The sequence below is a fragment of the Nocardioides sp. BP30 genome (assembly GCF_029873215.1).
Lineage (GTDB): Bacteria > Actinomycetota > Actinomycetes > Propionibacteriales > Nocardioidaceae > Nocardioides.
Window position 1 is genome coordinate 2,978,080 of the sequence record NZ_CP123620.1, and the last position, 25,513, is coordinate 3,003,592.

20 protein-coding genes and 2 tRNA genes are annotated in these 25,513 nt (G+C 71.8%); 6 read left to right on the plus strand and 16 right to left on the minus strand.

What is annotated here, in order from left to right; genetic code table 11:
• Positions 1 to 6: 6 nt before the first annotated feature.
• Positions 7 to 1,497, plus strand: a complete 1,491-nt coding sequence (locus P5P86_RS14095; protein WP_280608077.1) for a serine/threonine-protein kinase — start codon at positions 7 to 9, stop codon at positions 1,495 to 1,497.
• 93 nt (positions 1,498 to 1,590) lie between these two features.
• A tRNA-Ile gene (locus P5P86_RS14100) sits at positions 1,591 to 1,664 on the plus strand.
• Positions 1,665 to 1,774: 110 nt separating this feature from the next.
• Here the strand turns inward: P5P86_RS14100 and P5P86_RS14105 are convergent.
• Genes P5P86_RS14105 through uxaC form a run of 4 tightly spaced genes read right to left on the minus strand, consistent with a single transcriptional unit; the run spans position 1,775 to position 6,774 of the window.
• On the minus strand, positions 1,775 to 2,896 hold the full coding sequence (locus P5P86_RS14105) for a mannonate dehydratase (RefSeq protein ID WP_280608078.1): 1,122 nt from the start codon (positions 2,894 to 2,896) through the stop codon (positions 1,775 to 1,777).
• Positions 2,893 to 4,341 (minus strand): mannitol dehydrogenase family protein, encoded by a 1,449-nt coding sequence (locus tag P5P86_RS14110; RefSeq protein WP_280608079.1) that lies wholly within the window; start codon positions 4,339 to 4,341, stop codon positions 2,893 to 2,895. Before P5P86_RS14110 ends, P5P86_RS14105 begins: the two co-directional genes overlap by 4 nt.
• The gene (locus tag P5P86_RS14115) at positions 4,338 to 5,330 is read right to left on the minus strand and encodes a PfkB family carbohydrate kinase (protein WP_280608080.1); all 993 of its coding nucleotides are present in this window, start codon (positions 5,328 to 5,330) and stop codon (positions 4,338 to 4,340) included. The genes P5P86_RS14110 and P5P86_RS14115 overlap by 4 nt, the downstream gene beginning before the upstream one ends.
• Positions 5,323 to 6,774, minus strand: coding sequence for a glucuronate isomerase (gene uxaC, locus P5P86_RS14120; RefSeq protein ID WP_280608081.1), 1,452 nt, complete (start codon positions 6,772 to 6,774; stop codon positions 5,323 to 5,325). Before uxaC ends, P5P86_RS14115 begins: the two co-directional genes overlap by 8 nt.
• Before the next feature lie 119 nt (positions 6,775 to 6,893).
• On the opposite strand from uxaC, the gene P5P86_RS14125 reads away from it, so the two are divergent.
• Complete coding sequence (locus tag P5P86_RS14125) at positions 6,894 to 7,919, plus strand: LacI family DNA-binding transcriptional regulator (protein WP_280608082.1); 1,026 nt, start codon at positions 6,894 to 6,896, stop codon at positions 7,917 to 7,919.
• Positions 7,920 to 7,999: 80 nt separating this feature from the next.
• Positions 8,000 to 8,428, plus strand: coding sequence for an SRPBCC family protein (locus P5P86_RS14130; RefSeq protein WP_280608083.1), 429 nt, complete (start codon positions 8,000 to 8,002; stop codon positions 8,426 to 8,428).
• Positions 8,429 to 8,595: 167 nt separating this feature from the next.
• Here P5P86_RS14130 and P5P86_RS14135 read toward each other — a convergent pair whose 3' ends face one another.
• From P5P86_RS14135 to P5P86_RS14145, 3 genes are all read right to left on the minus strand, one after another.
• Positions 8,596 to 11,802: a sortase domain-bontaining protein gene (locus tag P5P86_RS14135; RefSeq protein WP_280608084.1), complete on the minus strand. Its 3,207-nt coding sequence runs from the start codon at positions 11,800 to 11,802 to the stop codon at positions 8,596 to 8,598.
• Positions 11,803 to 11,980: 178 nt separating this feature from the next.
• A complete protein-coding gene (locus P5P86_RS14140) occupies positions 11,981 to 13,801 on the minus strand; it encodes a glycoside hydrolase family 43 protein (RefSeq protein WP_280608085.1) in 1,821 nt (606 codons plus the stop codon).
• A gap of 523 nt (positions 13,802 to 14,324) precedes the next feature.
• Complete coding sequence (locus tag P5P86_RS14145; protein WP_280608086.1) at positions 14,325 to 15,095, minus strand: hypothetical protein; 771 nt, start codon at positions 15,093 to 15,095, stop codon at positions 14,325 to 14,327.
• On the opposite strand from P5P86_RS14145, the gene P5P86_RS14150 reads away from it, so the two are divergent.
• On the plus strand, positions 15,094 to 15,258 hold the full coding sequence (locus tag P5P86_RS14150) for a hypothetical protein (protein ID WP_280608087.1): 165 nt from the start codon (positions 15,094 to 15,096) through the stop codon (positions 15,256 to 15,258). The two genes, P5P86_RS14145 and P5P86_RS14150, sit on opposite strands and share 2 nt — an antisense overlap.
• Positions 15,259 to 15,368: 110 nt before the next feature.
• Here P5P86_RS14150 and P5P86_RS14155 read toward each other — a convergent pair.
• The 9 genes from P5P86_RS14155 to P5P86_RS14195 all read right to left on the minus strand — a co-directional run bounded on the left by P5P86_RS14155 (position 15,369) and on the right by P5P86_RS14195 (position 24,935).
• Positions 15,369 to 15,441 (minus strand) — tRNA-Asn (locus P5P86_RS14155).
• Positions 15,442 to 15,532: 91 nt separating this feature from the next.
• Positions 15,533 to 17,473 (minus strand): DNA primase, encoded by a 1,941-nt coding sequence (dnaG, locus tag P5P86_RS14160; protein WP_280608088.1) that lies wholly within the window; start codon positions 17,471 to 17,473, stop codon positions 15,533 to 15,535.
• Positions 17,474 to 17,482: 9 nt separating this feature from the next.
• Positions 17,483 to 18,289, minus strand: coding sequence for a carbon-nitrogen hydrolase family protein (locus P5P86_RS14165; protein WP_280608089.1), 807 nt, complete (start codon positions 18,287 to 18,289; stop codon positions 17,483 to 17,485).
• Entirely contained in the window at positions 18,289 to 19,203 is a 915-nt protein-coding gene (locus tag P5P86_RS14170; protein WP_280608090.1) for a 2-hydroxyacid dehydrogenase, read from the minus strand. Before P5P86_RS14170 ends, P5P86_RS14165 begins: the two co-directional genes overlap by 1 nt.
• The gene (locus P5P86_RS14175; RefSeq protein WP_280608091.1) at positions 19,200 to 20,441 is read right to left on the minus strand and encodes a deoxyguanosinetriphosphate triphosphohydrolase; all 1,242 of its coding nucleotides are present in this window, start codon (positions 20,439 to 20,441) and stop codon (positions 19,200 to 19,202) included. The genes P5P86_RS14170 and P5P86_RS14175 overlap by 4 nt, the downstream gene beginning before the upstream one ends.
• A 58-nt stretch (positions 20,442 to 20,499) precedes the next feature.
• Positions 20,500 to 21,369: a VldE C-terminal domain-containing protein gene (locus tag P5P86_RS14180; protein WP_280608092.1), complete on the minus strand. Its 870-nt coding sequence runs from the start codon at positions 21,367 to 21,369 to the stop codon at positions 20,500 to 20,502.
• Between the two features lie 136 nt (positions 21,370 to 21,505).
• Entirely contained in the window at positions 21,506 to 22,630 is a 1,125-nt protein-coding gene (gene dusB / locus P5P86_RS14185; protein WP_280608093.1) for a tRNA dihydrouridine synthase DusB, read from the minus strand.
• Between the two features lie 55 nt (positions 22,631 to 22,685).
• The gene (locus P5P86_RS14190) at positions 22,686 to 23,510 is read right to left on the minus strand and encodes a hypothetical protein (RefSeq protein WP_280608094.1); all 825 of its coding nucleotides are present in this window, start codon (positions 23,508 to 23,510) and stop codon (positions 22,686 to 22,688) included.
• Positions 23,511 to 23,540: 30 nt separating this feature from the next.
• The gene (locus P5P86_RS14195; protein WP_280608095.1) at positions 23,541 to 24,935 is read right to left on the minus strand and encodes a glycine--tRNA ligase; all 1,395 of its coding nucleotides are present in this window, start codon (positions 24,933 to 24,935) and stop codon (positions 23,541 to 23,543) included.
• Positions 24,936 to 25,074: 139 nt separating this feature from the next.
• Here P5P86_RS14195 and P5P86_RS14200 point away from each other — a divergent pair, with 139 nt between their 5' ends.
• A complete protein-coding gene (locus P5P86_RS14200) occupies positions 25,075 to 25,512 on the plus strand; it encodes a Fur family transcriptional regulator (RefSeq protein WP_280608096.1) in 438 nt (145 codons plus the stop codon).
• Position 25,513 lies beyond the last annotated feature (1 nt).

The window sequence follows — 25,513 nt, forward strand, 5'->3', positions numbered from 1 at the left end:
GGCAGGGTGATCGCAGGCAGATACGCGCTCGGGCGCGAGCTCGGCCGGGGCGGGATGGGGGCCGTCTGGCTCGGCACCGACGAGGTGCTGGGCCGTCCCGTCGCGCTCAAGCGCCTCGCTCCCGCGCACAGCCCGTCCCGAGCCAGGGCCGAGCGCGAGGCGAGGCTCGCGGCCCGGCTCAGCCACCCCCACGTCGTCGCCGTCTACGACCTCGTCACCGAGGCCGAGGACCAGTGGCTGGTGATGGAGTACGTCGAGGGCAGCACGCTGGCTGCCCACGTGACCGCCGAGGGTCCGCTCTCCCCTGACGCCGCGGCGCCGCTGCTGCGCCAGATCGCCGATGCGCTGGCCGCCGCACATGCGGCCGGCATCGTGCACCGTGACGTGAAGCCGTCGAACATCCTGCTCGACGCCGTCGGCGAGGCGAAGCTGACCGACTTCGGCATCGCACGCAGCGACGACCTCGACGCCACCCTGACCCAGACGGGCTTCCTGACCGGCTCCCCCGCCTACCTGGCACCGGAGGTGGCGGCCGGTGCCCCCGCCGGACCGGCGAGCGACGTCTGGTCCCTCGGCGCGACAGCCTTCCACGCCTTGACCGGCCGGCCGCCGTACGAGGTCGGCGAGAACGTCATGGGCACGCTCTACCGGATCGTGCACGAGCAGCCGCCACGTACCGAGGCCGCGGGCTGGCTCGCTCCCCTCGTGGAGGGCACGATGACACAGGACCCCGCTCGGCGCTGGTCGCTGGCGCAGGTGCAGGAGTTCCTCGCCGGTCGGCGCGTGCCGGCCGCGGCGACCCGCACGCTCCCGACCCTCGCCGCCGTCGCTCCCACCACCCCGCCTCCCGGTCCGCCACCCGGCGCCGCCCCGCCGGGATCGCCGGCTCCGGTCCCACCCACGCCAGCCGCCCCTGCGGCCGCCGCCACCGCTCGTCTCGCGGGTGCGCCGACCCGCGCTCGCGTCGCCCACGCCCGGGCACGCGCCGTTCCCGGACGACGCCACCCCGGCGCCCCTCGCCGGCCGAGCCGGCTCTGGGCCTCGATCGCCGGCGGCGCCGTCGCGATCGCGCTCCTGGTGGCACTCGTGGCGGTCCACCCGTGGAGCCGCAGCGGCCCCACGGCGTCTCCTCGGACCGGCCCGAGTCCCTCGTCGGACCCCTCGACCAGCGCGTCGGTCGCCCCGGCGGGGCCGACGGCCGATGGGGTCCGCGCGTTCGTGTCCACCTACCTGGCCACGGCGAGCAGCGACCCGGCGAAGGGGTTCGCGATGCTGACTCCGGCGTACCAGCGGGCCAGCGGTGGCCTGAAGGGCTATGAGCGGTTCTGGGGCAACGTCCGCAAGGTGCAGAGCGTCGGGGAGGTGGTGCCCTCGCTCGACCCGCTCGGCGTCTCCTACCGCTACACCTACGTCCTGCGCGGTGCCGGCAAGCGCACCGAGGACGTCCATCTCCGGCTGGCCTACACCGACGGGCAGTACCTGATCTCCGCCGGTTGAGCCGTGCGCCGACCGCGTCGGGGCTGCTGTCCCGACCCTGGTCGCGTTGGTGCTGTCTCGGCACGGCAGGTCCTCGCCCGGTAGGGTCCCGGCGGGCCGTTAGCTCAGTCGGTTAGAGCAGAGGACTCATAATCCTTGGGTCGCGGGTTCGAGCCCCGCACGGCCTACGCCTCTGACCTGCACCGGGATCGGTCCCGGTGCAGGTCGACGAGAGGCGCGGGAGCAACGCGGGAGCAACGGGGGAGCAACGGCCCCTCGTCATGCTCGCCACCCGCCGTCAGCTCCGGCAGGCGTCCCAGACCCCGAGCAGATACTGGATGCCGAGCGCGCGGTCGTAGAGGCCGTAGCCGGGACGAAGACCCGCTCGCTTGGTGGTGTTCTCGTCCCACAGGTGGCGGCCGTGGTCGGGGCGGATGTAGCCGGCGAATCCGGCCTCGGCGTAGGCCCGCATGATGCCGACGGTGTCCACCGATCCTTCGCACGCCCGGTGCGCGACCTCCGAGAAGTCGCCGTTCGGCAGGTGCTTGATGTTGCGCACGTGCGAGAAGTGGATGCGGTCCATGAACGTGCGCACCGCATCCACCGCATCGGCCTCCGGATGGGAGGAGAACGATCCCACGCAGAGCGTCAGGCCGTGGTGGCGCGAGTCGTTGAGCGACAGCACCCGGGCGAGGTCCTGCTTGCGCGAGACCACCCGCGGCCACCCGAAGACGTCGAACGCCGGATCGTCGGGATGCACGCCGAGGGCCACGTCGTACTCCTCGCAGGTGGGGATGACCGCGTCGAGAAAGTACCGGTAGTTGCGGTACATGTCCTCGTGGGTGACGCCGACGTACGCCGCGCTCAGCTCCCGGAACGAGGCGAGCCGCTCGGGCTCCCAGCCGGGCAGGGTCAGGCCATGGGTGTTGGCCTGGACGTCGGCGATCAGCCGCTCCGGATCCAGGGCGTCGACCACCGCCCGCTCGAAGTAGAGCGCGGTGGACCCGTCCGGCAGCGGGTGGAACATGTCGGTGCGCAGCCAGTCGAAGACCGGCATGAAGTTGTAGCAGACGACCTTCACGCCCGCCCGGCCCAGCCGCTCGATGGCGGTGATGTAGTGGTGGATGGCCTCGTCGCGGGACAGGCCCAGCACGTCGCGGCCGAGCTTGATGGACTCGTGCACGTTGAGCGACTCCACCACCTCCGCGTCCAACGTCTTGGTGACCCCCCGCGCGGCGTCCTCGGGTGTGATCGAGGTGATCCTCGCGACCTCGGCATCGATCTCGGCCTGGGTCCACTCCTCCCCGGCGGCCTTGTGGTGCAGCGACCACACGACCGTCTCGACGCCGGGGATCTGCCGGATGTCGTTGAGTGAAACCTGGTCGTTGCCCTCGCCGTACCAGCGGAAGCTCATCTTCATGAAGCGGATCCTCTCCTCACGGTCAGCAGCGCCCGGAGATGGGCGGTCAAGGCGTCGCGGAAGCGGCCCACCTCGCGCAGGTCGGCGCCGAAGACCTCCTCCACGCCGAGGAGGGCGTCGACGATGCCGGCAGCGTCGTCCCGATCGCCCACGGCGGTGAGCAGCCGCTCCGCGAGCGGGTCCTCGAGCACGAAGGCGCCGCCGTCGCGGCAGCGGGCCACGTAGGCCATCCACGCCGCCACGATCAGTGCTCCACCCTCGGGAGTGGCGCCGGCGTCGAGCCGGGCGCGCACCGTCGGCAGTACCCGCAGCGGCAGCTTCTGCGAACCGTCCATCGCCACCTGCGCGGTCCGGTGCCGGAGGGCCGGATTCGCGAACCGGTCGAGCACCTGCCCGCCGTACGCGAGCACGTCGAGACCGTCGGCCGCCAGCGTCGGCGCCACATCCTCGCGGATGAAGCCCTCCGCCCAGCCGCGCAGTTCCTCGTCCGCGACGGCCTCGGCGATGGTGGCGTGGCCGCGCAGCGCACCCAGGTAGGCGAGCAGGGAGTGGGTGGCGTTCAGGGTGCGCAGCTTGAGCCGCTCGTACGGCGCGACGTCGTCGACCAGCTCCGCGCCCGCCAGCTCCCAGGCCGGTCGCCGTGCCGCGAAGTCGTCCTCGATCACCCACTGCCGGAACGGCTCGGCCACCACGACGCCGTGGTCCGTCACGCCCAGACGCTGCGCGACCAGCGCCCGGTCCGGCGCCGAGGTGGCCGGCACGATCCGGTCCACCATCGAGCTCGGGAACGCGACGTGCTCCTCGACCCAGCCGCCGATCGCCTCCCCCTCGCCGTCGGGGAGCGCGGCGCAGAACTCGCGCACGAGCCGCCTCAGCACCCCTCCGTTGCCGGCGAGGTTGTCGCAGGAGAGCACGCTCAGCGGGCCGGCGTCGCCGCGGGCCCGGGCCTGCAACCCGCGGACGAGCTGCCCGACGGCGGTGCTGCTCGCCCCCGAGAGGTCCGCCGCGACGGCGGGGTCCGCAAGGTCCAGGCCACCGTCGGCCCTCCGCCGATAGCCCTTCTCGGTGACCGTCAGCGTCACCACGCTGACGCCCGGGTCGGCGATCGCCGAGCGCGTCTGGGCGGGACTCTCGGCCGCGAACAGCACGTCGGCGACCTGGCCGACGACGCGGACCCGGTCGTCCCCGCCGCGCTCCAGCACCGAGTAGAGGAAGTCCTGCGGCACGAGCTGGTCCAGCACGGTGGCCGAGCGCTGGGTGATCCCGCAGATCCCCCAGTCGTCCTCCCCCGCCGCGAGCGCGGCGTCCTCGGTGAACACGGCCTGGTGGGCGCGGTGGAAGGCGCCGATGCCCAGGTGTACGACGCCGACCCGGCGGGGGCGGTCGACAGGCACCCGCACTCCAGCACCGCCGCGCGGCAGGGTCCGCAGAGACAGCCGGCTCATGAGACAGCCTCGGGGTGGTGCGTCTCGAGCGCCGCCCGGGTCTGCGCCAGGGTGGGGATGAAGCCGGTGCCGCCCTGTCCCTGCACCGACAGCGCAGCCGCCGCGCCGGCCAACCGGGCCGCCGTCTCCAGGTCGTCGCCGAGAGCGAGCCGGCCCGCGAGCGTGCCGCCGAAGCAATCCCCGGCCCCGGTCTGGTCGACCACCGCCGGTGCCGGCGTCGGTGGTACGTGTCGCGTGCCCCGCTCGGCGTCCCACAGCTGCGCCCCGTCGGCCCCGCAGGTCATCACGATGCTCCTCGCTCCGAGACGACCCAGCGCGGCGAGTGCCCCCACCATCGGTGTGTCAGCCGCCTCGGCACCCGCACCCGTCAGGTCCAGCAGCTGCTGCGTCTCCGTGGGCCACGACGGCACGATCACCTCGGCGAGCGGCGCCAGCTCCCGCAGCATCGCCGCGGCGGCGGTCCGATCCGTCAGGCGCGGCCGGAAGTTCGGGTCGTAGACGAAGCGCCGGGCCAGCCGTGCGGCGTGCCGGACGGCATCGGCGGCGCTGGTCGAGACGGCGCAGGTGATGCCGCTGGCCAGCACCACCCCTGCCTGCTGCAGCAGGGCGTCGTCGAGGTCGGCCACGGACAGCTGCGAGCCGAGGCTGCCCGTGCGCACATAGGTGAACTCGCGGCGGCCCTCGGGGTCCGCGTGGGAGAGGTACAGGCCGTGCTGACCCTCGCTCCGCACGATCCATCCGGTGTCGATGCCGAGCGCCCCGGCGCGCGCCACCAGCGCGTCTCCCAGCTCGTCGCTCGGGACCTTGGCGATCAAGGCGGTGCGAGCCCCCGCCGCCGCGGCTGCCGCGGCGGCGTTCAGGGCGTCACCGGAGAAACCGAGCCGTGTGGCCGCTCCATCGACGAGCGGTCCGGTCGAGGAGACCTCGACGAGCACCTCGCCGAGCACGACCACGTCGATGCTCAGCCGGTCGCGGTCGGGGTCAGGCACTGCTCGCTCCTCGGGGAAGGGTCGGGTAGACGGCTCGGGGCAGGTCGTGGGCGAGCGCCACAGCCGTCTCGACGGCCTCGTCGAGCTCGAGACGGTGCTCGGCGACCAGCCGGGCCAGGTGGCCCGCGTCCATCCGGCGGGCGAGGTCGTGGCGCGCCGGGATCGATAGGAAGGCACGCGTGTCGTCGACGAACCCCGCGGTGTTGAAGAAGCCTGCGGTGTCCACCGCCGCCTCCCGGAACCGGCGCATCCCGTCCGGGCTGTCGAGGAACCACCACGGCGCGCCGAGCCGCACCGCCGGGTAGACACCCGCCAGCGGGGCGAGCTCGCGGCTGTAGGTCGTCTCGTCGACGGTGAAGAGCACCAGCGTGAAGTCCGGGTGGTGCCCGAAGGCGTTGAGCAGCGGTCGCAGGCTTCGGGTGAACTCGGTGCTGACCGGGATGTCGTAGCCGATGTCGCTCCCCCACGACTCCTGCGTCCGCGGGTCGTGGTCTCGCAGCACCCCTGGGTGCAGCTGCATGACCAGCCCGTCGTGGGTCGACATCCGGGCCATCTCGAACAGCATGTGGGCCGCGAACGCGTCCGCCTGGGGTGCGGTGACCTCCCCGCGCAGGGCCGCGGCGAAGATCCGCTCGGCCTCGGAGCCGTCCAGCGGCGTGGTGTCGGCGCTGGCGTGGCCGTGGTCGGTGGCGCGCGCGCCCGCCTCGACGAACGCCCACCGGCGCTGCTCCAGGGCGGCGACGAAGTCCGCGTATCCGCCGATCTCGCTGCCCGTCCGCTGGCCGAGGAGCGCCAGACTGTCAGCCCAGTCCGTGCGGTCCAGGCGCAGCACTGCGTCGGGCCTGAACGTCGGCACGATCCGGTCGGTGTACCCGCGCTCGGCGAGTCGGTGGTGGCTGGACAGGTCCGCGTCCGCGGCGTCGGTCGTCGCCAGGACCTCGATACCCCACCGGTCCAGCAGCGCCAGGGGCAGGAAGTCGGGCTCGGCCAGTCGCGCGCTGATGTCGTCGAAGACCCGATCCGCGTTGTCGGCCGACAGCCGCCACTCCACCCCGAGCGTCTCGGCGAACACGTGCTCGAGCCAGAACCTCGTCGGTGTCCCCCGGAACAGGTGCCAGCGGGAGGCGAAGGCGCGCCAGACCTCGCGCGGGTCGACGGCCGCCGTCGTGCCGTCGGGCCGGTGCAGTCCGAGGGACTCCGGCGCCACGCCCTGGGACAGGAGCATTCGGACCAGGTAGTGGTCGGGGACGACGAGCAGCGAGGCCGGGTCGCCGAACGGCTGATCGGCCTCCAGGAGGGCGACCGGCACGTGACCGTGCATGGAGACGATCGGCAGATCCCGCGTGTGACCCAGGATCTCACGGGCGATGCCGCGCTCCACCGTCCCGCTCGGCAGGGCTCGGTCGGGGTGCAGCCCGGTACGGGTCGGCTGCGCGAGTGCCACGAGGTCGCCTCCTCGGCGTACGAACGTCGAAATGAATGCGGTTTCATCCGCCTTCAGGGCATACTACGACGACGCAGCGCGGTGGGGGAATCGCGCTCACGGTCGGCCGGAGGCCCACGATGGTCACGTTGCGAGACGTCGCTCGCGCGGCAGGGGTCTCGCCCGCGACGGCGTCGCGAGCCCTCGGCAATCCCGATGTCGTCGCCGCCGGCACCCGCGAGCGAGTGCTCCGGACCGCGCGCGAGCTCGGCTACCGGGCCAACCAGGCCGCCCGCGCCCTGGCGACCGGTGACAGCGGCATGATCGGGCTCGTCGTCCCTGACATCGAGAGTCCTTTCTTCGCCTCGATCGCGAAGGGGGTGGATGCGCGTGCCCGCGAGCTCGGGTCCTCGGTGCTGATCGCCGACACCCAGGAGGACGCGGAGCTCGAGGCAGAGGTGGCGGGCCGCGTCCAGGAGCGGGTCGAGGGGGTAATCCTCTGCTCGCCGCGGATGGGTACGGCGGACCTCGGCGGGCTCGCCGACCTCGGCCCGACCGTGCTGATCAACCGCGAGTCCAGCGACCTGCCCTCGGTCAGCTTCGAGACGCCGACGGGCGTTCGCGCCGCACTCGCGCACCTGCGTTCGCTGGGCCACCGGGTGATCGCGTACGTCGGCGGTCCGCACTCGGCCTGGGCCGACGCCGAGCGCCGATCGGCGCTCCACGCGGTGCCGGGGCTCAGGATCGTCGACCTCGGCCACCACCGGCCGGTGCACGACAGCGGCGCCGCGGCCGTCGATACCGTCATGGCGTGCGGCGCGAGCGCCGTGCTCTGCTACAACGACCTGGTGGCCGTCGGCCTCGTCCGCAGCCTCCAGAGCAGGGGCATCCGCGTTCCCGAGGACATCTCCGTGGTGGGCTTCGACGACATCGCGCTCGCAACGCTGACGGCACCGGCGCTGACCACCGTCAGGCTGCCCTGGGCGGCCGCGGGGCGCGTCGCCGTGGATCTTCTGCTCGGCGCCGGGGAGGACGCCGGGGAGGACGCCGGGGAGCCGGCGGCCGGACGGGCCCCCCGACGCGTGCGGCTGGGGGTCGAGCTGGTGGTCCGGGAGTCGACGGGCGTCGGCCCGGAACGCGCTGTCCCGCCCCTCCCCGAGGCCTGACCGCGCACGTCACCCCATGAACGCCGCCCACCAACGCCGCCCACCAGCGCTGCGCTCCGGCGACGACGTACGGTCGTGCTGTGCGTCCTGTGCTGAGCACCCGCGTGGCCGTTCCCGCCTCCGTGGCGTGGGAGGAGTTGGTCGACCTCTCCGCGTGGCCGCAATGGGGTCCCACGCTCCGCTCCGCGGTGCTCGACGACGGAAGCGGTCGGCTCCACCCCGGAGCCACCGGGCGGATCACGACGACGGTGGGTCTGGGCCTCCGGTTCGAGATCGACGGGTGGCACGAGGACGAAGCGACCCGATCGTGGTCGTGGCGGGTGGCCGGCGTGCACGCCACCGAGCACTCGGTCCATGCGCTCACGTCCGGGACGTGCCGGGTCGCGATGAGCGTCCCCTGGTGGGCGCCCGCCTATCTCGCCGTGGTCGGGGCGGCGCTGCGACGGATCCGGCACCGTCTCGAGGACGCCGACCGGGCCGGGCTCGGTCACGGTCCTCGGTCGAGGTAGGTCAGCCCCCGCTCGGCCAACCGCTGACCCATGTCGTCGATGTCCAGGCGCTCCCCCGCGCGACCTGGACCACGGCTGGTCGGCGGCGCTCGAGGCCACCGGGCGCGCACGGGCCGAGGCCGTCGGCGCGCTCCCACGGGTGCGCGGCTCCGCCGTCGAGCGCGGGGTCAGGGGCCGGCCACGGCCACCGGTGCGGCGACCACCACCCGATAGCGGGTGTAGTGGAAGTGGCCGTTGGGATAGACCACCCGGTCGGTGCAGCTGACCAGCACGAGGCGGTGGCGTCCGGTGGTGTCGAAGAAGCGACGCGGCAGCGCCGCGCCCCGGGCGTAGGACGCGGTGTGAGTGACGTCGAACCGGTAGACACGGCCACCGTGGGAGATCGTCACGATCCGACCGCGACGGGCCCCGGAGAGCTGGTTCATGGCGCCGGGTCGGTCATGCCGGTCGGAGACGTGGCCGGCGATGACGGTCGTGCCGATCAGGTCGCCGACCCCCGCGGAGCGACCCAGCCAGCCGACGTCGGCAACGTCTCGCGGGAGGGTCATATGGTCGCGGGAGATCCTCTCCCTGGTCACCGGCGCGTCGAGCCCGATGGAGCGCATCGCGACCACGAACGGCGTACGACGTGCGCTGACCGGCATGGTGAGGGTGCCGGAGAAGCCGCCGTCGATGATCGGAGCGGTATAGCTGCGCTTGGCGACCGTCGTGGTCTCGGCGCTCTGCCCGCAGGGGTGGGTGGCCGCTCGGTTGGCGGCGTCGGCGAGGGTGGTGACCTGCCAGGTGTACACGCCCGGCTTGCGGAGGTGGACCTTGGGTGAGTGGCTGGTACCGCTGACGGCGTGCCAGGTGATGGTGCGCGCCAGGTGCGCGGGGGTGCATGCGGCGCGGGCTCGTGAGGGGAACGGGCCGTAGAGCCGCGCCTGTGCGGTGAGGCCCGAGCTGGCAGCGCTGCCGCTGACGTCGCTGAGGTGCACGCGGTCGTAGAACCCGGTGCCGGGTGCGACGCGCCTCGCCGAGGTGTGCGTGGTGAGGTGGGGGGTTCCCGGCCCGAGCGGAGGAGCCGGTTCGGCTTGGGCGGTGTTGACGACTGTGCACACGATGTCCTGCCCCAGGGTGGCCGAGATGCTGTCGTCGCCGGTCTGCTCGGCGCCCACGCAGTCCCAGCCACCGGCCTCGTATCCGCTCGGGCCGGTGGACTCGCTGAGCGTGTAGTCGCCCAGCGCGATGGTCTGGTCGGTGATGGCGGTGCTGCCGCCCGGCCCGGTGACGGTGCTCGGGCCGGTGGCGGTGAGGTTCCAGTCGGAGGGGACGCCGGTACGGCCGGTGTCGGCGTTGTCCACGACCTTGACCAGGGTCAGGTGGGTGGTGCAGCGGACGGTGTTGGTGATCGTGTAGTGGTTGGCGCCCGGGTTGAGCGACGCGGTGTAGGGCACCGGCGCGTCGAAGGTGTCCCCGCGTACCTCGGTGACGGCCTGCGAGACCAGGGCGCATCCGGGACGGTCCACCGTGGCCGTCTCGTCCAGGGTCGGGGTGTCGCCGGCCTCGTACCCGTTGGCGGTGACGCCCCAGCCGAGGTCCTCGGGTAGGCCGTCGACGGGACTGGTCACCGTGAGCTGCGACTGGAGGAAGCCGGGTTGGCTGCCGTCGGGGACGGTGGTGACGCTGGTGCCCGTGTCGATCGTCCAGAGCTTGTCGACCGAGAGGCTGGCTTCGGGTGGGACCGACGGTGGCCGGTTGTAGAGGGTGCAGGAGATCGCTGCCTGCGAGACGGCGGTGAGGGTGAATCCCGGATGGGTGGCCGAGCCGGTGTTGGTGACCGGGACGGACGCGCCGGTGCTCAGGTTGGTGCACACGGCGTTCGCTCCGCCCTGGGTGACCAGCGTGTATCCGGTCTGCTGGGTCTCTTCGAAGGTGGCGGGTCCGGTCTCGGCGCCGCCGGAGAAGACCAGATCGAAGTTCACGCTCCCGGTGCCGTCATCGGTGGTGGTCGCGGTGGTGGGGGTCACCGCGAGGTTGGGGCTGCCCGCCGCTTGGAAGGCCCAGCCCTCCGGTGCTGGCACCGCTCCGGTGACGTCCTCGCCGGTGTTGGCGGAAGGGACGATCTGCTTGACGACGCTGATCGACCCTTCGCAGGAATCCAAGGCGATGGCGTGCAGGGCGGTGGCCGCGGCGGCGTAGCTCGGCTCCTGGAAGTAGTCGGCCGTGTCGGGGTTGCTTCCGTTGTACGCGGTCGCGCCGGAGATCGCGCGCAGGTTCAGGGCCGTGTTGCCGTCCGTCACACCCGCACCGACGCCGAGGGCGACGACGCGGGTCCCTTGGGCCTTGAGTGCGTTGGCGGAGAAGACGGCCTCCTCGTCCTCACGAACACGGTCGTTGCTGCCCGAGCCCTGCGCGCCGTTGCCGCCCACCCGGGTGCCGTAGTTCGTCGGGTTGCCGTCGGTGATGACCACAGCGAGGTCGTAGTGGTCGGCGGCATTGGCCGCCGACGCGATGCCGCGGTCCCAGTTGGTGCCGCCGCCGGCCGCCCAGCCGGCGTACCGACCCTTGACGGTGGCGGCTCCGGCAGCCGTCGAGACCGGCTGCAGGGAGGGATAGTTCGCGCTGGCACCGGTGGCCGGGGAGGTGTAGGAGAAGGAGAAGACCGACATCCGCGAAGGAGTGCCGACCAGGCTGTCGACGAAGCTGTCCGCTGCGCCCCTCAGGTTCGGCAGGTCGGAGCCGACCGACCCGGACAGGTCGAGGATCAGGGCGACGTCGAGGCCGCACTTGGCGGGAAAGGCGGGATTGTCCCGCGACTGCTGCCACACCCCGCCCGAGGACTGGCGCTGCGTCGTCGCGGTGCCGAGATCGGTCATGAAGTCGCTGCCGGAGCGGTAGGTGGTGCCCGCTCGCAGCTGTGCGCCGGTCCGGAACCGGTAGGTGGCCACCAGGGAGGTGCTCGCATCCGAGGAGCCGACCCGGAGACGGGGGTTGGTGTACCAGCCGGCCGGCGCGGAGACCTGGGAGACCCAGAAGCGGCGGTCGCGGTTGGCACCACGGGTCTGCGTGTCGGGCACGACGAAGCTGCAGTCGCCGGCCGCGTCGGAGGTACAGGTCGACCACGGCTGGTCCACGGCGGCGCCCGCGGTGCCGGCGTCGTCGACCAACAGCTGCAGCACCACGCCCGCGAGCGGGCCGACAGCTCCGCTGACCTGGCGATCGCCCCCGACCTCGACGGTGAGGACGGCATCGTTCCCGGTCGGCGTCGGCACGGCCCCGTCCGCCGAGCTGCCCGTCAGCGACGCGAGACCGGCCAAGCCCGGCAGACACAGCGCGAGGACCCAGCCGATCAGCGGGCGACACCTGGCGCCGGCGACATTGCGTACACCCATCCCGAACTCCCGAGTCCAGACCCGGCGAAGCGGCGTTGAATGACACTGCGCTCCGAGAGGCACTTCCGAGTCGCGGAACACCTTCGCCGAGCGGCTCCGCCTTCCGAGCACCCTAGGACCGGACCCTGCGCCCGCATCCTCCCCGGAAACGGGTGATCGCCGATCCGCCGGGAGGCCGCTACTGCGTCAGCCGGCGGACGCTCAGGTGCTTGGTGTGCCCGTTGCGGTGCAGTGTCGCGATGTGCAGACGTCGGCCCACTGTCTCATCGCCGGTGTGCCCGCGCGTCCACGCGGCGTAAGCAAGCCGTAGCCGGCCACGCGTGTCGATGAAGGCGTCCGCGCCGCCCGGGCCGGAGATCGCGCCCCGGGAGGCCAGGAGCGGGCTCGAACGGGGCTTGGTGCACGGGCCGGCGAGGGAGCCGCAGACGGCGTACCCGGTGGCGTAGTGGCCGGTCTGGTAGCGATTGGCGGAGTAGAAGAGGTAGAGCGTGCCGCGGTAGCGGATCATCGACGGGTTTTCCATGATGACGCCCTCCCACGGCTGGGTGAAGGTGAGCAGGTCGTGCCGTCGGCTCCCCTTCGCCCATCCGGTGCCCGCATTGTTCAGGCGCCTGATAGCGAGCTGGGCGCGCCGTCGGTGAGGGATCCCCTCGGCGGCCCACACCAGGTAGGCGTGGTGGGTGTGCGGGTCGACGAACACGTCGGGGTCGATGACGCCGAACGGCGTGGACGGGTCGCACAACAACGGCCTGCTGCGTGCCCGGTACGGGCCGGCCGGGTCGGAGGAGACGGCCAGACCGATGCAGGAGTGCCGTCGATCACCGGAGGTGGTCCGGGTGGCCGCGGAGAACGCGACGACGTACCGGTGCTTGTGCACGCGAGCCAGCGACGGCGCCCACTGCGAGATCCGCTCCACGTTCTCACGCCTGGCGAAGCTCGCGGCCCACTCGGGTGCCTTCGTCAGGGCCTCGTTGTAGCTGCGCCAGCTCGAGTAGTCGTAGTAGTTCGGCAGCGCGGCCCGGGGCTGCCAACGCTCGAGGTTCGCGCTGGTCATCACCGGCAGGTTGAGGTTCGACTGGGTCGTCGAGGCGGCGTAGTACGTCTTGCCGACCCGCATCACCGTCGGGTCGGCGAAGCCGCCCCGGTAGTCGGTGATGGTCGGGGAGAACGAACGGCTCGTGCTGTAGCGGATCTGCTTCCGCGCCATCCAGGCGGGCACTCGCACCGGTGCGGTCGTCGTGGGGGCGAGGACCCAGGTCACTCCGGCGTAGGAGACCGGACGGACCTGAGGGGTCGGCGCGCCGGCTGGAGTGAGGGTCAACGGCGAGGTGGCCGGGACGGTGACCACACCGGAGAAGACGCCGGCGGCGTTCGCGCGCAGGGTCACGGCCGGGCTGGCCGCGCCGCCCGCGCGCACCGTCACCTGTCCCTGCGGGAACGTCGCGTGGGTGCCGTCGTCATGCTCGGCGTACAGGGTGCCCGTGACGCGGACGTGGGCTCGGTGGTCTCCCGGGACGCCGTACGGCGCGGAGACGCTCACGCCTGAGACCCAGACCCTGCAGGCCCGGTAGGTGAGGTCGAACGAGTGCGAGTAGCCCTCGCCGCTGACCTCGATCGCGCCGACCGGGCGCGCCAGGGTGCGGGCGACGCGGCCGTCGTTCGCGGTGGCTGCGTCGATGTGGCCGGTCTTGACGCCGTGGGAGTACCAGTCGAGCGTGTAGGGGCTGTGGCTGAGTGCTTCGCCGGTGGCCCGGTTGCGGAACTGGACGTCGATGCTCGTCGGCTGCGGGCACACGCTGATCGTGCTCGTGCTCCCGTTCGCGGCTGCGGCGGTGGCGCCGTCGACCGAGACGGAGACCACCGTCGGGTTCGTCCCAGCGTCGGCAGGTCGGCTTTCGGCGCCGGCGAGGATGACGAAGGTGGTCACCAGGACGGTGAGGCAGATGAGGCTTGCGGTGCAGAGGCGGCGTAGACGGGCGAGCGAGTGGAAGCTGGTCACGTATCTCGAGCTGTTGCGGGCTCGGGGCGAGCCGAGCTGGGTGGGCGGTCGGGTGCGCTGGCCCGGGTGGAGTGGCCCGCGCGAGCGACGCCGCCGCGCCGGCACCGGGTCGAAACGTCGGTGCGCCGCGGTGGGCTACGGCCGGTCGTGCACGCAGTGCCCGTGACCGCGGCCCGTCGGTGCCGCCACGGGACAGTATCAAGGACCAAGGTCCCCATCCCGGTTGCCGGCGTCGTGCGTGTCGGCCACCGAGCGGGAGCACGCAGCGACCGTGCGCGCCCGGCGCGCAGCACGACAGCAAAAGGGCCCCTGGTCTGCATCTCAGCAGGTCAGAGAGCCTCTTTCCGCTCCCCGAGTGGGACTCGAACCAACAACCGTCCGAGTAGATCTACACGCGATCACGCACGACCACAGCGCTCGCTTTCACCGCTCAACAACTACCCGAATCAGCGTGCTGACCGGACGCCGAATCACACGAGATTGACGACTAACTCGTCAGTTCTTCGTCAATCCGTTCGGCCGATCATTCGACGGTCACCCGCAGCGGCGAGCGGAAGGCGTCTCGGAGTCCCACCGGGACGTCCTCGGCGCGCTCGTAGACGATAAAGCCGTCGCTCCCCGAGCCGTCGCTCGACTCCGAGTAGGAACCTCTCGCCTCGATCTCCGCCCTGATCGACAGCGAGCGAGCGTCGTATGCCTCCATCGCCGCATCGAAGCCCTCCTGGGGCGCATCGGCCACGAGCAGCCACCATCCATCGGCATCCACTTCGACGGTCCAGGCTCCGCCGTACAGCTCGATCCGGACCCGCGCGCGTGGTTGTGCCCGCCCGTAGGCATACACCTGGTAGCCGCCGGACTCGCCGTAGGACGGCGAGCCGCCGTCGTACGGATAGTCGACGTCATCGTGGGAGCTCAGCTTCTCCCACCCTGTGGCACCGCGCTCGAAGAGGCCCAACTCGACCTCACGGAAGTCGCTGTTCAGGTCGTCGAACCGAGCCGCATAGTCGCCACAGAAGAGCACCCGTCGGACGACTCCGTACCTCGGATTGTCAGATATCCACAGGACGTCGTTTTCCGACGCTGGAGACGTGGGCTTCGCCATGCGCACAGTCTGCCGCCTTGCGCGACACACCGCCTTCTGGTTGATGCCTTGCGCCGCAGTCACCGTGATCTCGCCTGCCCACGCTGCGGGACGAACCTTCTCGAAGAGTCCAACCGCCTCCGGAACGACCTCGACACGCGGCACAGAGCGCGCTCCAGCGTCTTGTCCGCAGTCAAGGAGCCTGCGGGTCATGGGTCGGCACGTCGTCGTCATCCATGATCATCCGGTTGAGCCAGTCACCGTCGTACTCGATAAGGCCGGGTACGTGAAGAGGAAGACCGTGCCGACAGGAGCGGCTGCCGCGACGGTGCTGCCCACCGCGAAGCCGAACCTGACCATGCTTGAGGCAGTCTGAGCGAGGGTTCTTCGTCAATAACTTGTCAACAACGCAAAGAACCCCGATCCTTCACGGATTGGGGTTCTTGCGTTCCTGCAGGTCAGCAGCGTCTTCACGCCTCCATCTTGCTCCCCGAGTTGGACTCGAACCAACAACCGTCCGATTAACAGTCGGAAGCTCTGCCAATTGAGCTATCGGGGATCAGCCACCTCGTCGGCAGCAGGCGAAACCTTAGCAACGCCTTGGGTGAGACCTGCAAATCGGGGCCGTCCTCGGCTCGGGGAGCAGCTGCTCAGGGCATCCCGACGCGCTCGCGCAACGAACGGCGCTGCTGCTCCAGCGCATGCAGATCGGCGAAGAGCGCCCGGTAGGCCTCCGGGTCGTCGGTCGGGTTCGTGCGCTGCAGGCGGCTGTGCACGTCGGCGATGCGGCGCTGCAGCGATGCCTGCCGCAGTGCGACGACGTGCTCGGTGACGTAGCCCGCGTCGACCTCCCGCCGCGACGGCAGCGCTTCGACGGCGAGGGCACTCACCAGCGCGGCCAGGTGGGGTGTGCCGGCAGCCGCCGCGAGCCGCGCCGCCCAGCTCGCGTCGCCGGCTCCGGCCCCGGGTCCGCCGGCGGCGGCGATCAGCGCCCAGACCTGCTGGTAGGCGGGGTGCTGGAAGTCGGCGGCGCTGATCTCGCCGGTGAGCCGGCCGACGGCCATCGGGTGCTGCACCAGCACCTTGAGCGTCTCCCGCTCCAGGGCGAAGCGCGGGTCGCGCAGGTCCGGCGTCGCCGGCCGCGCCGGTGCCGCCTCCGCTGTGCCGGGCGGAACGGCACCGGCGGCACCCCCGACACCGGCGGCACCCCCGGCACCGACGCCGTCCCGGCGGACGCCGCCTGCTGCCGTCGCACTGGACCGGGCATCCCGGGCGCCGGCGCGTCGTACCTCGGCGCTGGCCTGCTCCGGATCGACGCCGACCATCGAGGCCAGCTCGCGGGCGAAGGCGTCCACCTTGGACCGGTCGCGCACGCTGGAGACCAGCCGGGCACCCTCGCGCAGCGCGTCGACCCGGCCGTCGGCGCGGTCGAGGTCGTGCTTGGCCAAGACGTTGCCCAGCACGAACCGGTACAGCGGCTGTCGGCCGGCGACGAGTGCGCGGACCGCCTCGTCACCCTGCTTGACCCGCAGGTCGCAGGGGTCGAGCCCCTCGGGCGCGACGGCGACATAGGTCTGCGAGACGAAGTCCTGATCGCCGCTGAAGACCTTCATCGCCGCCGCCTGACCGGCGGCGTCGCCGTCGAAGGTGAAGACGACTTCCCCGGAGGACTGGGTGAAGTCGGCCATGAACCGTCGTACGACCTTGCCGTGCTCGGAGGTGAAGGCGGTCCCGCAGGTGGCCACGGCCGTCGTGATCCCGGCCAGATGGCAGGCCATCACGTCGGTGTAGCCCTCCACCACCACCGCCTGCCCGGTCTTCCGCATGCCCTCGCGGGCCAGGTCGATGCCGTAGAGGACGGTGTTCTTCTTGTAGATCGGCGTCTCGGAGGTGTTGATGTACTTGCCCGAGATCCGGTCGTCGTCGAAGAGCTTGCGGGCGCCGAACCCGATCACGTCGCCGCTCGACTCGCGGATCGGCCAGATCAGCCGGCTCTGGAAGACGTCGTAGCCGTTGTGGCGGGTCAGGCCACCGACGACCAGCTCCTCCTCGGAGAAGCCCCGACCGCGCAGGTGCTGGCGCAGCGCCTTGCCGTCGGTGGGCGCGAAGCCGATGCCGAAGCGCTCGGCGGCGGCCTGGTCGAAGCTCCGCTCGGCGAGGAACTGCCGGGCCGGTAGCGCAGCCGGGGTGAGCAGCTGTTCGGCGAAGAACTCGGCGGCGATCCGGTGGGCCTCGATCAGCTTGCCACGCTGCGGGCCCCGGGGGCGGTCCTCGCGGCCGTCGCCCTCCTCGTGCTCGAGCGGCACGCCGTACTTCTCCGCGAGCCGCTCCACTGTCTCGGTGAAGCCGAGGCCGTCGATCTTCATCACGAAGCTGATCACGTCGCCACCCGCCTGGCAGCCGAAGCAGTAGAACATCTGCCGTGCGGGCGTGACCTGGAAGCTGGGCGACTTCTCGTCGTGGAAGGGGCACAGACCCTTCATCGAGCCGCCGCCCGCGTTGCGCAGCGTGACGTACTGGCTCACGACGTCGTCGATCCGCGCTTTCTCGCGCACCTCCTGGATGCTCTTGTCGCGGATCCTCCCTGGCACGAGCAGATCCTACGGTCCCACCGGAGCGAGCCGGTGCCGCTCGCCTAGACCCGGCCGCCGGTCGGCCCACATCCGCTGCGTCCCGCGCACCTCGGCGATCCGCTCGGGGTCGATGTCGGCCACGGCCAGGCCCTCCGTCCCGGGAGGCACCCGGTCGATGATGCGCCCCTCCGGATCGAAGACGGCGGACCCGCCGATGAAGCCGTACGGCGCCCCGAGCAGCCCGGCGAAGACCACGTAGACGCCGTTGTCGAGCGCTCGGGCCGCATAGTGCAGGTCGCGCCGGTGCTCGCCGCCGGGGAAGTAGGCGCCGCTGTTGAGGTAGACGTCGGCGCCCGCTGCCGCCGCGGCGTGCTCGGGGAAGTTCGCGTCGTAGCAGACCGAGAGCGCCAGCTCGCGCTCCCCCGTCATCAGGCTCGCCCCGCACTCGCCGGGCGTGAAGAACGCCCGCTCGGAGGCGTAGAGGTGCTGCTTCGCGTACGCCGCGACAGGCCGCTCGCCCGGACGCAGCACCACGCTGCTCAGCGTCCGGTGCGTGCCGTGGTCCAGCGGCGAGTTGAGCACCGCCGTGACTCCCCCGTCCTCGACCGCTGCCTGCACGGGAGCCGCCCAGGCCAGGTCGATGCCGGGCAGGTGCCCGGTGTGGAGCAGGTCGGCGAAGGCGGCCTCGTCGTACCCGGTGGTGAACGCCTCGGGGAAGACGACCACCCCCGCACCGCGTCGGGCCGCCCGGCGGACCCAGTCGGCGGCCGAGGCCAGGTTGCGGTCCACCTCACCCGGCAGTGCCTCGGCCTGCACCGCCGCCACGCGCAGCATCAGTAGTCGCCTCGCATGATGTTGGCCAGCGGCTCGCCGGCGGCGAAGCGCTCGAGCTGCTGGCGGACCAGACGGTGGGCGCGCGGCCACATCGCGCTGCTCGCCCCACCGACGTGCGGACTGATCAAGAGACCCGGCGCTGCCCACAGTGGGTGATCGGCGGGCAGCGGCTCGGGGTCGGTGACGTCGAGCGCCGCCCGGATCCGTCCGGCCCGGAGCGCAGCGTCGAGTGCCTCGGTGTCGACGACCGGGCCGCGGGCGACGTTGACCAGCAGGGCCCCCGGCCGCATCCGGGCGAGGAACGCCGCGTCCACCAGGCCGCGGGTCTGGTCGGTCAAGGGCACGATCAGCACCACCACGTCCGCGTCCGGCAGCAGCTCCGGCAGCTCCGCGATCGCGTGCACCCCCTCCCGGGCCGAGCGCGCCACCCGCACCACGTCGCACTCGAACGGCAGCAGCCGGGACTCGATCGCCTCGCCGATCGCGCCGTACCCGACGATCAGGACGCGCTTGTCCGCCAGCGCCTCGGTGAAGCCGTCGCGCCGCCATCGCGCCTGATCCTGCTGGCGCACGAAGGTCGGGATCTCCCGCAGCGAGGCCAGGATCAGGGTCAGGGCGAGCTCGGCGGTGGACGTGTCATGGATGCCACGCCCGTTGCAGAGCGTGACCCCGTCGGGGACGCGCGACCGGATGTTGTCGACGCCGGCCGAGAGCGTCTGCACCACCCTGAGCGAGGTCATCTGCGCGAGCACGTCGGCGACGCCCGGCCCCATGTTGTACGGCGTGACGTAGAACTCCACCTCCCGCACCGAGGCCGGCACGTCCCGGGTGGGATCGACCACCTCGTAGCGCAGTCCGGACGGCACTTCGCCCAGCTCGCTGGGGTCGAACGGCAGCCACACCAGCGGGTTCATCGCTCTCCGATCAGTCGTGCGTGCCAGGCCACGGCGCTGGCGTCGGTCAGGGAGGCCACCTGGTCGACCACCACCCGCAACCGCGCGGCGTCGTCGGGCGCCTGCGCCCAGTCCTCGGCGTACTGCCGGTCCAGCGCCGCGCCGTCCCGGTCGAGCAGCGCCGCGACCAGCTCTGCCAGCAGCTCGCGCTGGCGAGCCATCAGCGCGCGCCGGTCGTCGGTCTGCATGACGTAGTGGGCCGCGACGCCCTTGAGCACCGCCATCTCGCGCAGCGTCTCCTCCGGCACGACGAGGTCGGCGCGGTAGCGGGTGAACGGCCCCTCGGCCGCCTCGAAGGTGGCCTGCTGGACCGCCCCGCAGAAGCGCCCGATCACGTCGCTGGTCAGGTTCTTCAAGGCGGCCAGGCTGCGACGGGTGCCGTCGTAGCCGCGCAGCGGCCACGACCCGATCGCCGTCAGCTCCTTGAGCGTCGCAGCGACCTGCGCGTCGTCCAGATCGGGGCGGTAGGTGGCCCGTACGGCGGCGCCGACCGCCGCCACGTCCAGCGCTGTCAGGTCGATCCGACCGGCGACCACGCCGTCCTCGACGTCGTGCACCGAGTAGGCGACGTCGTCGGCGAGATCCATGATCTGGGCCTCCACGCACCGCTGCTGGGCGTGAGCGCCGGCGCGCAGCCAGGTGAACACCGGCAGGTCGTCGCCGTAGACGCCGAACTTCGGCCCAGGCCGCTCGCTGCGGGCCCACGGATACTTCGTGCAGGCGTCGAGGGTCGCGCGAGTCAGGTTGAGCCCGACCGACTCGCCGGCGGCATCGAACGTCTTCGCCTCGAGCCGGGTCAGGATCCGCAGCGTCTGGGCGTTGCCCTCGAACCCACCCGCGTCCTGCGCGAGGACGGCGAGCACCTCCTCGCCGTTGTGCCCGAACGGCGGGTGGCCGAGATCGTGGGCGAGCGCGGCGGTCTCGGCCAGGTCGGCCAGCTCGGGCTGGCCGCCGTTGAGCGCCCGCGAGAGGTCGCGGGCCACCTGCGCGACCTCCAGGCTGTGGGTGAGCCGGTTGCGGACGAAGTCATCCGACTGCGGCCCGACCACCTGGGTCTTCGCCGCCAAGCGACGTGAGGAGGCGGCGTGCACCACCCGCGCCCGGTCACGCTCGAACGGCGTGCGCTCGGGCGCGAGGACCCGCTTGGGCGGCTCGGGAACGAGCCGCTCACGAGCGTGAGCGTCGTAGAGGTCATCCATCGACACCGACCCTAGGGCCAGGCACCGACAGCGGGTCGGGCGGGTGCGGCCCGCCGGCTCAGTTCGTTCCCAGGTGGACGTGGTCCATGTGGTTCGCCGTCGCGGAGCCCCGATCGGCGAACGTCCGCCAGCCCTCGGAGGCCCGGACGGGGGTCCAGATGCGGTGATACCACAAGATGTCGTACAGATCGAGCTCGGCGGCGTGGGCCTGCGCCCAGGCTGCGATCCGGTCACCGAGGGCCTTGTCGCCGTAGACCATGACGTCGATGGCGTTGCCGGTGTCGTGTTCGGAGCGCGCACCCCAGCCGAGGTAGCTGGTGACCTCGGGGAACGCGTGGCACACCGCCCGGTAGACCCGCACGGTCTGCGGCTTGAGTCCCCGCTCCACGCTGCCGTCGGGGCACGGTGCGTCCGAGAGCGCACCGGCGGCCGGGTCCGGCTTGTCACCCGAGAGATGACCGGAGGTGACCCACCGGGTCTCGCCGTCGACGACCACCTGCTGGCGGCCGCTGCGCCGGATGCCGGTGTAGACCGCCTGGTCCCCGGCGGACAGCTGGCCGTCGAGCGTGGCGGCGTCGCCGGCGGCGGACCACAGGTTGAGGTCGACCTCGGCGTACATCCGGGTGCGCGAGAGCGATCGGGAGGCGACCGGCCGCCGCGTCGGCGCAGGGGTCGCCGACGTCGACGGCGCCACCGGCACGGCAGAGGCACTCGTCGAGGCGCTCGCGGACGGGCTCGACGCCACCCGCGACAGGCTGTCGGAGGCGTCACTGGCGACCAGGCTGGTCGCTCCCTGGGTGGCGACCCCGAGGGCGACGGCGCCGCCGGTCACCGCGAGTGCGATGGGTGCGGCGAGGAGGGGAAGACGGGTCCGTCGCAGACGCGACGGGCGGGCATCGGTGTCCCGCTTGTGGCGGCCAGTGGCCACAGCGCTGATCCTTTGCTGTTGCTGACGGGGGGCTGCCGACCGGTCCCGAGTCGGTTCGGCTTTCAACGAGTACAACACAGGCACTCCGGCGGCGGAAAATCCCCCAGCCGGGTCCTGAGACGCGTACGCCGGTGGCTCAGCCCCCGGAGACGGTGTCCTCGGGGATGGCGCAGCCGACGCCGTCGGTGTCGTCGAGCCAGCCCTCGGGCATGACGATCTTGTCGCGCGGCGCACCCTGGCGACCGCGCGGCGCACCGAGCTCGGAGACCGGGAACGGCTCGCTCGGGTCGAGCTGCGCGAGCAGGGCGTCGAGGTCGGCGAGGGTCTTGACCAGGCCGAGGTCGCGGCGCAGGTCGCCGCCGGCGCCGAAGCCCTTGAGGTACCAGGCGACGTGCTTGCGGATCTCCTTGCAGCCGCGCTCCTCGCCCATGTGCTCGCACAGGAGCTCGGCGTGGCGGCGCATCATCGCGGCCACCTCGCCGAGGTTCGGCAGGGTCGCGACCTGCTCACCGCCGAAGGCGGCAGCAAGGTCGCGGAAGAGCCACGGCCGTCCCAGGCAACCACGTCCGATGACCACGCCGTCCACACCCGTGTGCGCCATCATCCGCAGCGCGTCTGAGGCCTCCCAGATGTCCCCGTTGCCGAGGACCGGGATGTCGGACACGCTCGCCTTGAGCTCGGCGATGGCGTCCCAGTCGGCGGTCCCGGAGTAGGCCTGCGAGACGGTCCGGCCGTGCAGCGCGATCGCGGCGGCGCCGCTCTCGGCAGCGATCCGCCCCGCATCGAGGAACGTCAGGTGCGCATCGTCGATGCCCTTGCGGGTCTTCATCGTCACCGGTACGCCGAAGGGCTCGGCGGCCTTGACCGCATGACGCAGGATCTCGCCCAGCAGGTTGCGCTTCCACGGCAACACCCCGCCGCCGCCCTTGCGGGTGACCTTGGGCACCGGGCAACCGAAGTTGAGGTCGACGTGCGCCACGCCGTACTCGGCGCACAGGATCTCGGTGGCCTTGCCGACGTAGACCGGGTCGGTCCCGTAGAGCTGGACGCTGCGCACCGTCTCCAGCTCGTCGAAGACGAGCATGTCCTTGGTGTGCTGGTCACCCTCCACCAGGCCGCGCGAGGTGATCATCTCGCAGACGTAGAGCCCGGCTCCCTGCTCGGCGCACAGCCGTCGGAACGCGGCGTTGGTGACCCCGGCCATCGGCGCGAGCACGACGGGGGTCGCGATCTCGAGGCTGCCGAGGCGCAAGGACGTCATGGGATCATTCTCGCCATCGGGCCGCTGCCCGCCCAAACCGCGGCGGCCGAGATGCTCAGCGCAGGGGCGAGCCGGACATGTGCACGTCAGGGCTCCCGGCCGGGGCGGGCGACGCCGTCGTCGACCCGCTGGGCAGCCCGCTCGGCACCCCGCTGGGCGCCACGCTCGGCGAGCCGGTCGCTCCGGACGAGCCGCCCTTGCCCAGCGGGGTGACCGCGCCGGTCCAGGCGATCGGCGCGAACGCCTCGGTCGGCCGGAAGCTCACACCCTTCAGGGTGCCGGCGGCCGGAACCAGGTAGACCAGGCAGACCTGGGCGCTGGCACCGGCCGGGAACGGCGTCGGCAGGATGCCGGGACTGCACGGCTTGAAGTCGGTCGCGAAGGTGGACGCCTCCACCAGCGCACCGGAGGCCGCCGAGCCGTAGAGCGGGACGGCGGCGCCCGCCAGGTCGCTGCGACCGGCGTTGCGGACCGTCGCGGTGACGAAGTAGGGCGCCGTCTGCTTCGTGGCCTCGTCGAGCTCCCAGCCCTTGAACGACTTGCGCAGCGTGGTGCTGTGCACCGCCGTCACCGTCACGTCCAGCACACCGACGAGCTTCTGGGTGGGCTGCCAGGCCACCGTCGCGGCCTGTCCGAGCTGCAGCGCCGTGCCCGGCGAGGTCAGCGTGATCCCGGTAGGCACTCCCGTCGGATAGCCGCCGGCCGACGTGGCCGTGCCGCTCGCGGAGACGGCGGCCGACCCGCTCGCCGCGTCACCGTTGCCGTCCGAGGACGAGCCGCCGCAGCCGCTGAGCGCCGTACCGGCGACCAGGAGTGCTCCCGCCGCGAGCGCGTGCAGCCGACGCGAGGAGCGGCGCGACGAGGATCCGTGGCGAGCCATGGCGCTCATCATGCACCCCCGCCCCGGGTCTCAGGCCAGGAACTTCTCGGCGAAGTACGCGCCGATCCGGTCCAGCGAGACGCGCTCCTGGGCCATCGTGTCGCGCTCACGCACGGTGACGGCCTGATCCTCGAGGGTGTCGAAGTCGACCGTCACGCAGTACGGCGTGCCGATCTCGTCCTGACGGCGGTAGCGGCGCCCGATGGCGCCGGAGTCGTCGAAGTCGACCATCCAGTTGCGGCGCAGCTCCGCGGCCAGGTCCTTCGCCTTCGGCGAGAGGTCGGCATTGCGGCTCAGCGGCAGCACCGCGACCTTCACCGGCGCGAGCCGCTTGTCCAGACGCAGCACGACGCGCTTGTCCACGCCGCCCTTGGTGTTCGGCGCCTCGTCCTCGGTGTAGGCGTCGACCAGGAACGTCATCAGGCTGCGCGAGAGCCCCGCCGCCGGCTCGATCACGTAGGGCACGTAGCGCTCGTTGTTGGCCTGGTCGAAGTAGGACAGGTCGGCGCCGGAGTGCTGGGCGTGGGTGGAGAGGTCGTAGTCGGTGCGGTTGGCGATGCCCTCGAGCTCGCCCCACTCCGAGCCCGCGAAGTTGAACCGGTACTCGATGTCGACCGTGCGCTTGGAGTAGTGGGACAGCTTCTCCTTGGCATGCTCGTAGTGCCGCAGGTTCTCCGGGCGGATGCCGAGGTCGTGGTACCAGGCGGTACGGGTGTCGATCCAGTACTGGTGCCACTCCTCGTCCTCACCCGGCTTGACGAAGAACTCCATCTCCATCTGCTCGAACTCGCGGGTGCGGAAGATGAAGTTGCCCGGCGTGATCTCGTTGCGGAAGGATTTGCCGATCTGCGCGATGCCGAACGGCGGCTTCATCCGCTGCGAGGTCACCACGTTGGCGAAGTTCAGGAAGATGCCCTGCGCGGTCTCGGGACGCAGGTAGTGCAGCCCCGACTCGTCCTCGATCACGCCGAGGTAGGTCTTGAGCAGGCCGGAGAACTGACGCGGCTCGGTCCACGCGCCGCGGGTGCCGCAGTTCGGGCAGACGATGTCAGCGGGGCTGACCGCATCCGGGTCGTCGAGCCCCTTCTTCTCGGCGTAGGCCTCCTGCAGGTGGTCGAAGCGGAAGCGCTTGTGGCAGCTCTGGCACTCGGTGAGGGGGTCGGTGAACGTCGCGACGTGGCCGGAGGCCTCCCACGTCTGGCGGGGCAGGATCACGCTGGAGTCGAGGCCGACCACGTCGTCGCGCAGCTGCACCATGGACTTCCACCACTGGCGCTTGATGTTCTCCTTGAGCTCCACGCCCAGCGGGCCGTAGTCCCAGGCACTCTTGGTACCGCCGTAGATCTCACCGCACGGGTAGACGAAGCCTCGACGCTTGGCGAGCGAGACGACGTGGTCGACGGTGGAGGCGGGCGGCTTGGCCACGGGGAGTCCTATCGGTAGTGGAGCGTGCGCCACCGGCTGTGACGCGCTCCTACCCTATCGAGGCTCCTTGGGGACCGCTCACCGCGTACGCCGGCGCCTCCATCGGGTGGCGATAACGATTACCAGTTACGCTGGAACCATGGCCCGATCTCAGCGCGTGACCAAGCAGGGCGGAGCCGTCCGCGACGCCCTGCGCTCCCTGGACGGCTTCCACAGCGCCCAGGACGTCTACGCCACCCTGCGCACCGGCGGCGACGCTGTCGGCCTGGCCACCGTCTACCGCCATCTGCAGGGCCTGGTCGAGACCGGCGAGGCCGACGTCATCCGCACCGCGAGCGGCGAGACCACCTACCGGTTGTGCGGTGAGTCGGCCGCCGAGGGGCCGGCCCACCACCATCACCACCTGGTCTGCCGCAGCTGTGGCAGGGCCGAGGACGTCGAGGGCAGGGCCGTGGAGGCGTGGGCAGCGCAGGTGGCCACCGACGCCGGGTTCGTCGACGTGGACCACACCGTGGAGATCTTCGGGACCTGCGCCGAGTGCGCCGCGACCGCTGCTGCGGCCGCGACGAAGGCCTGAG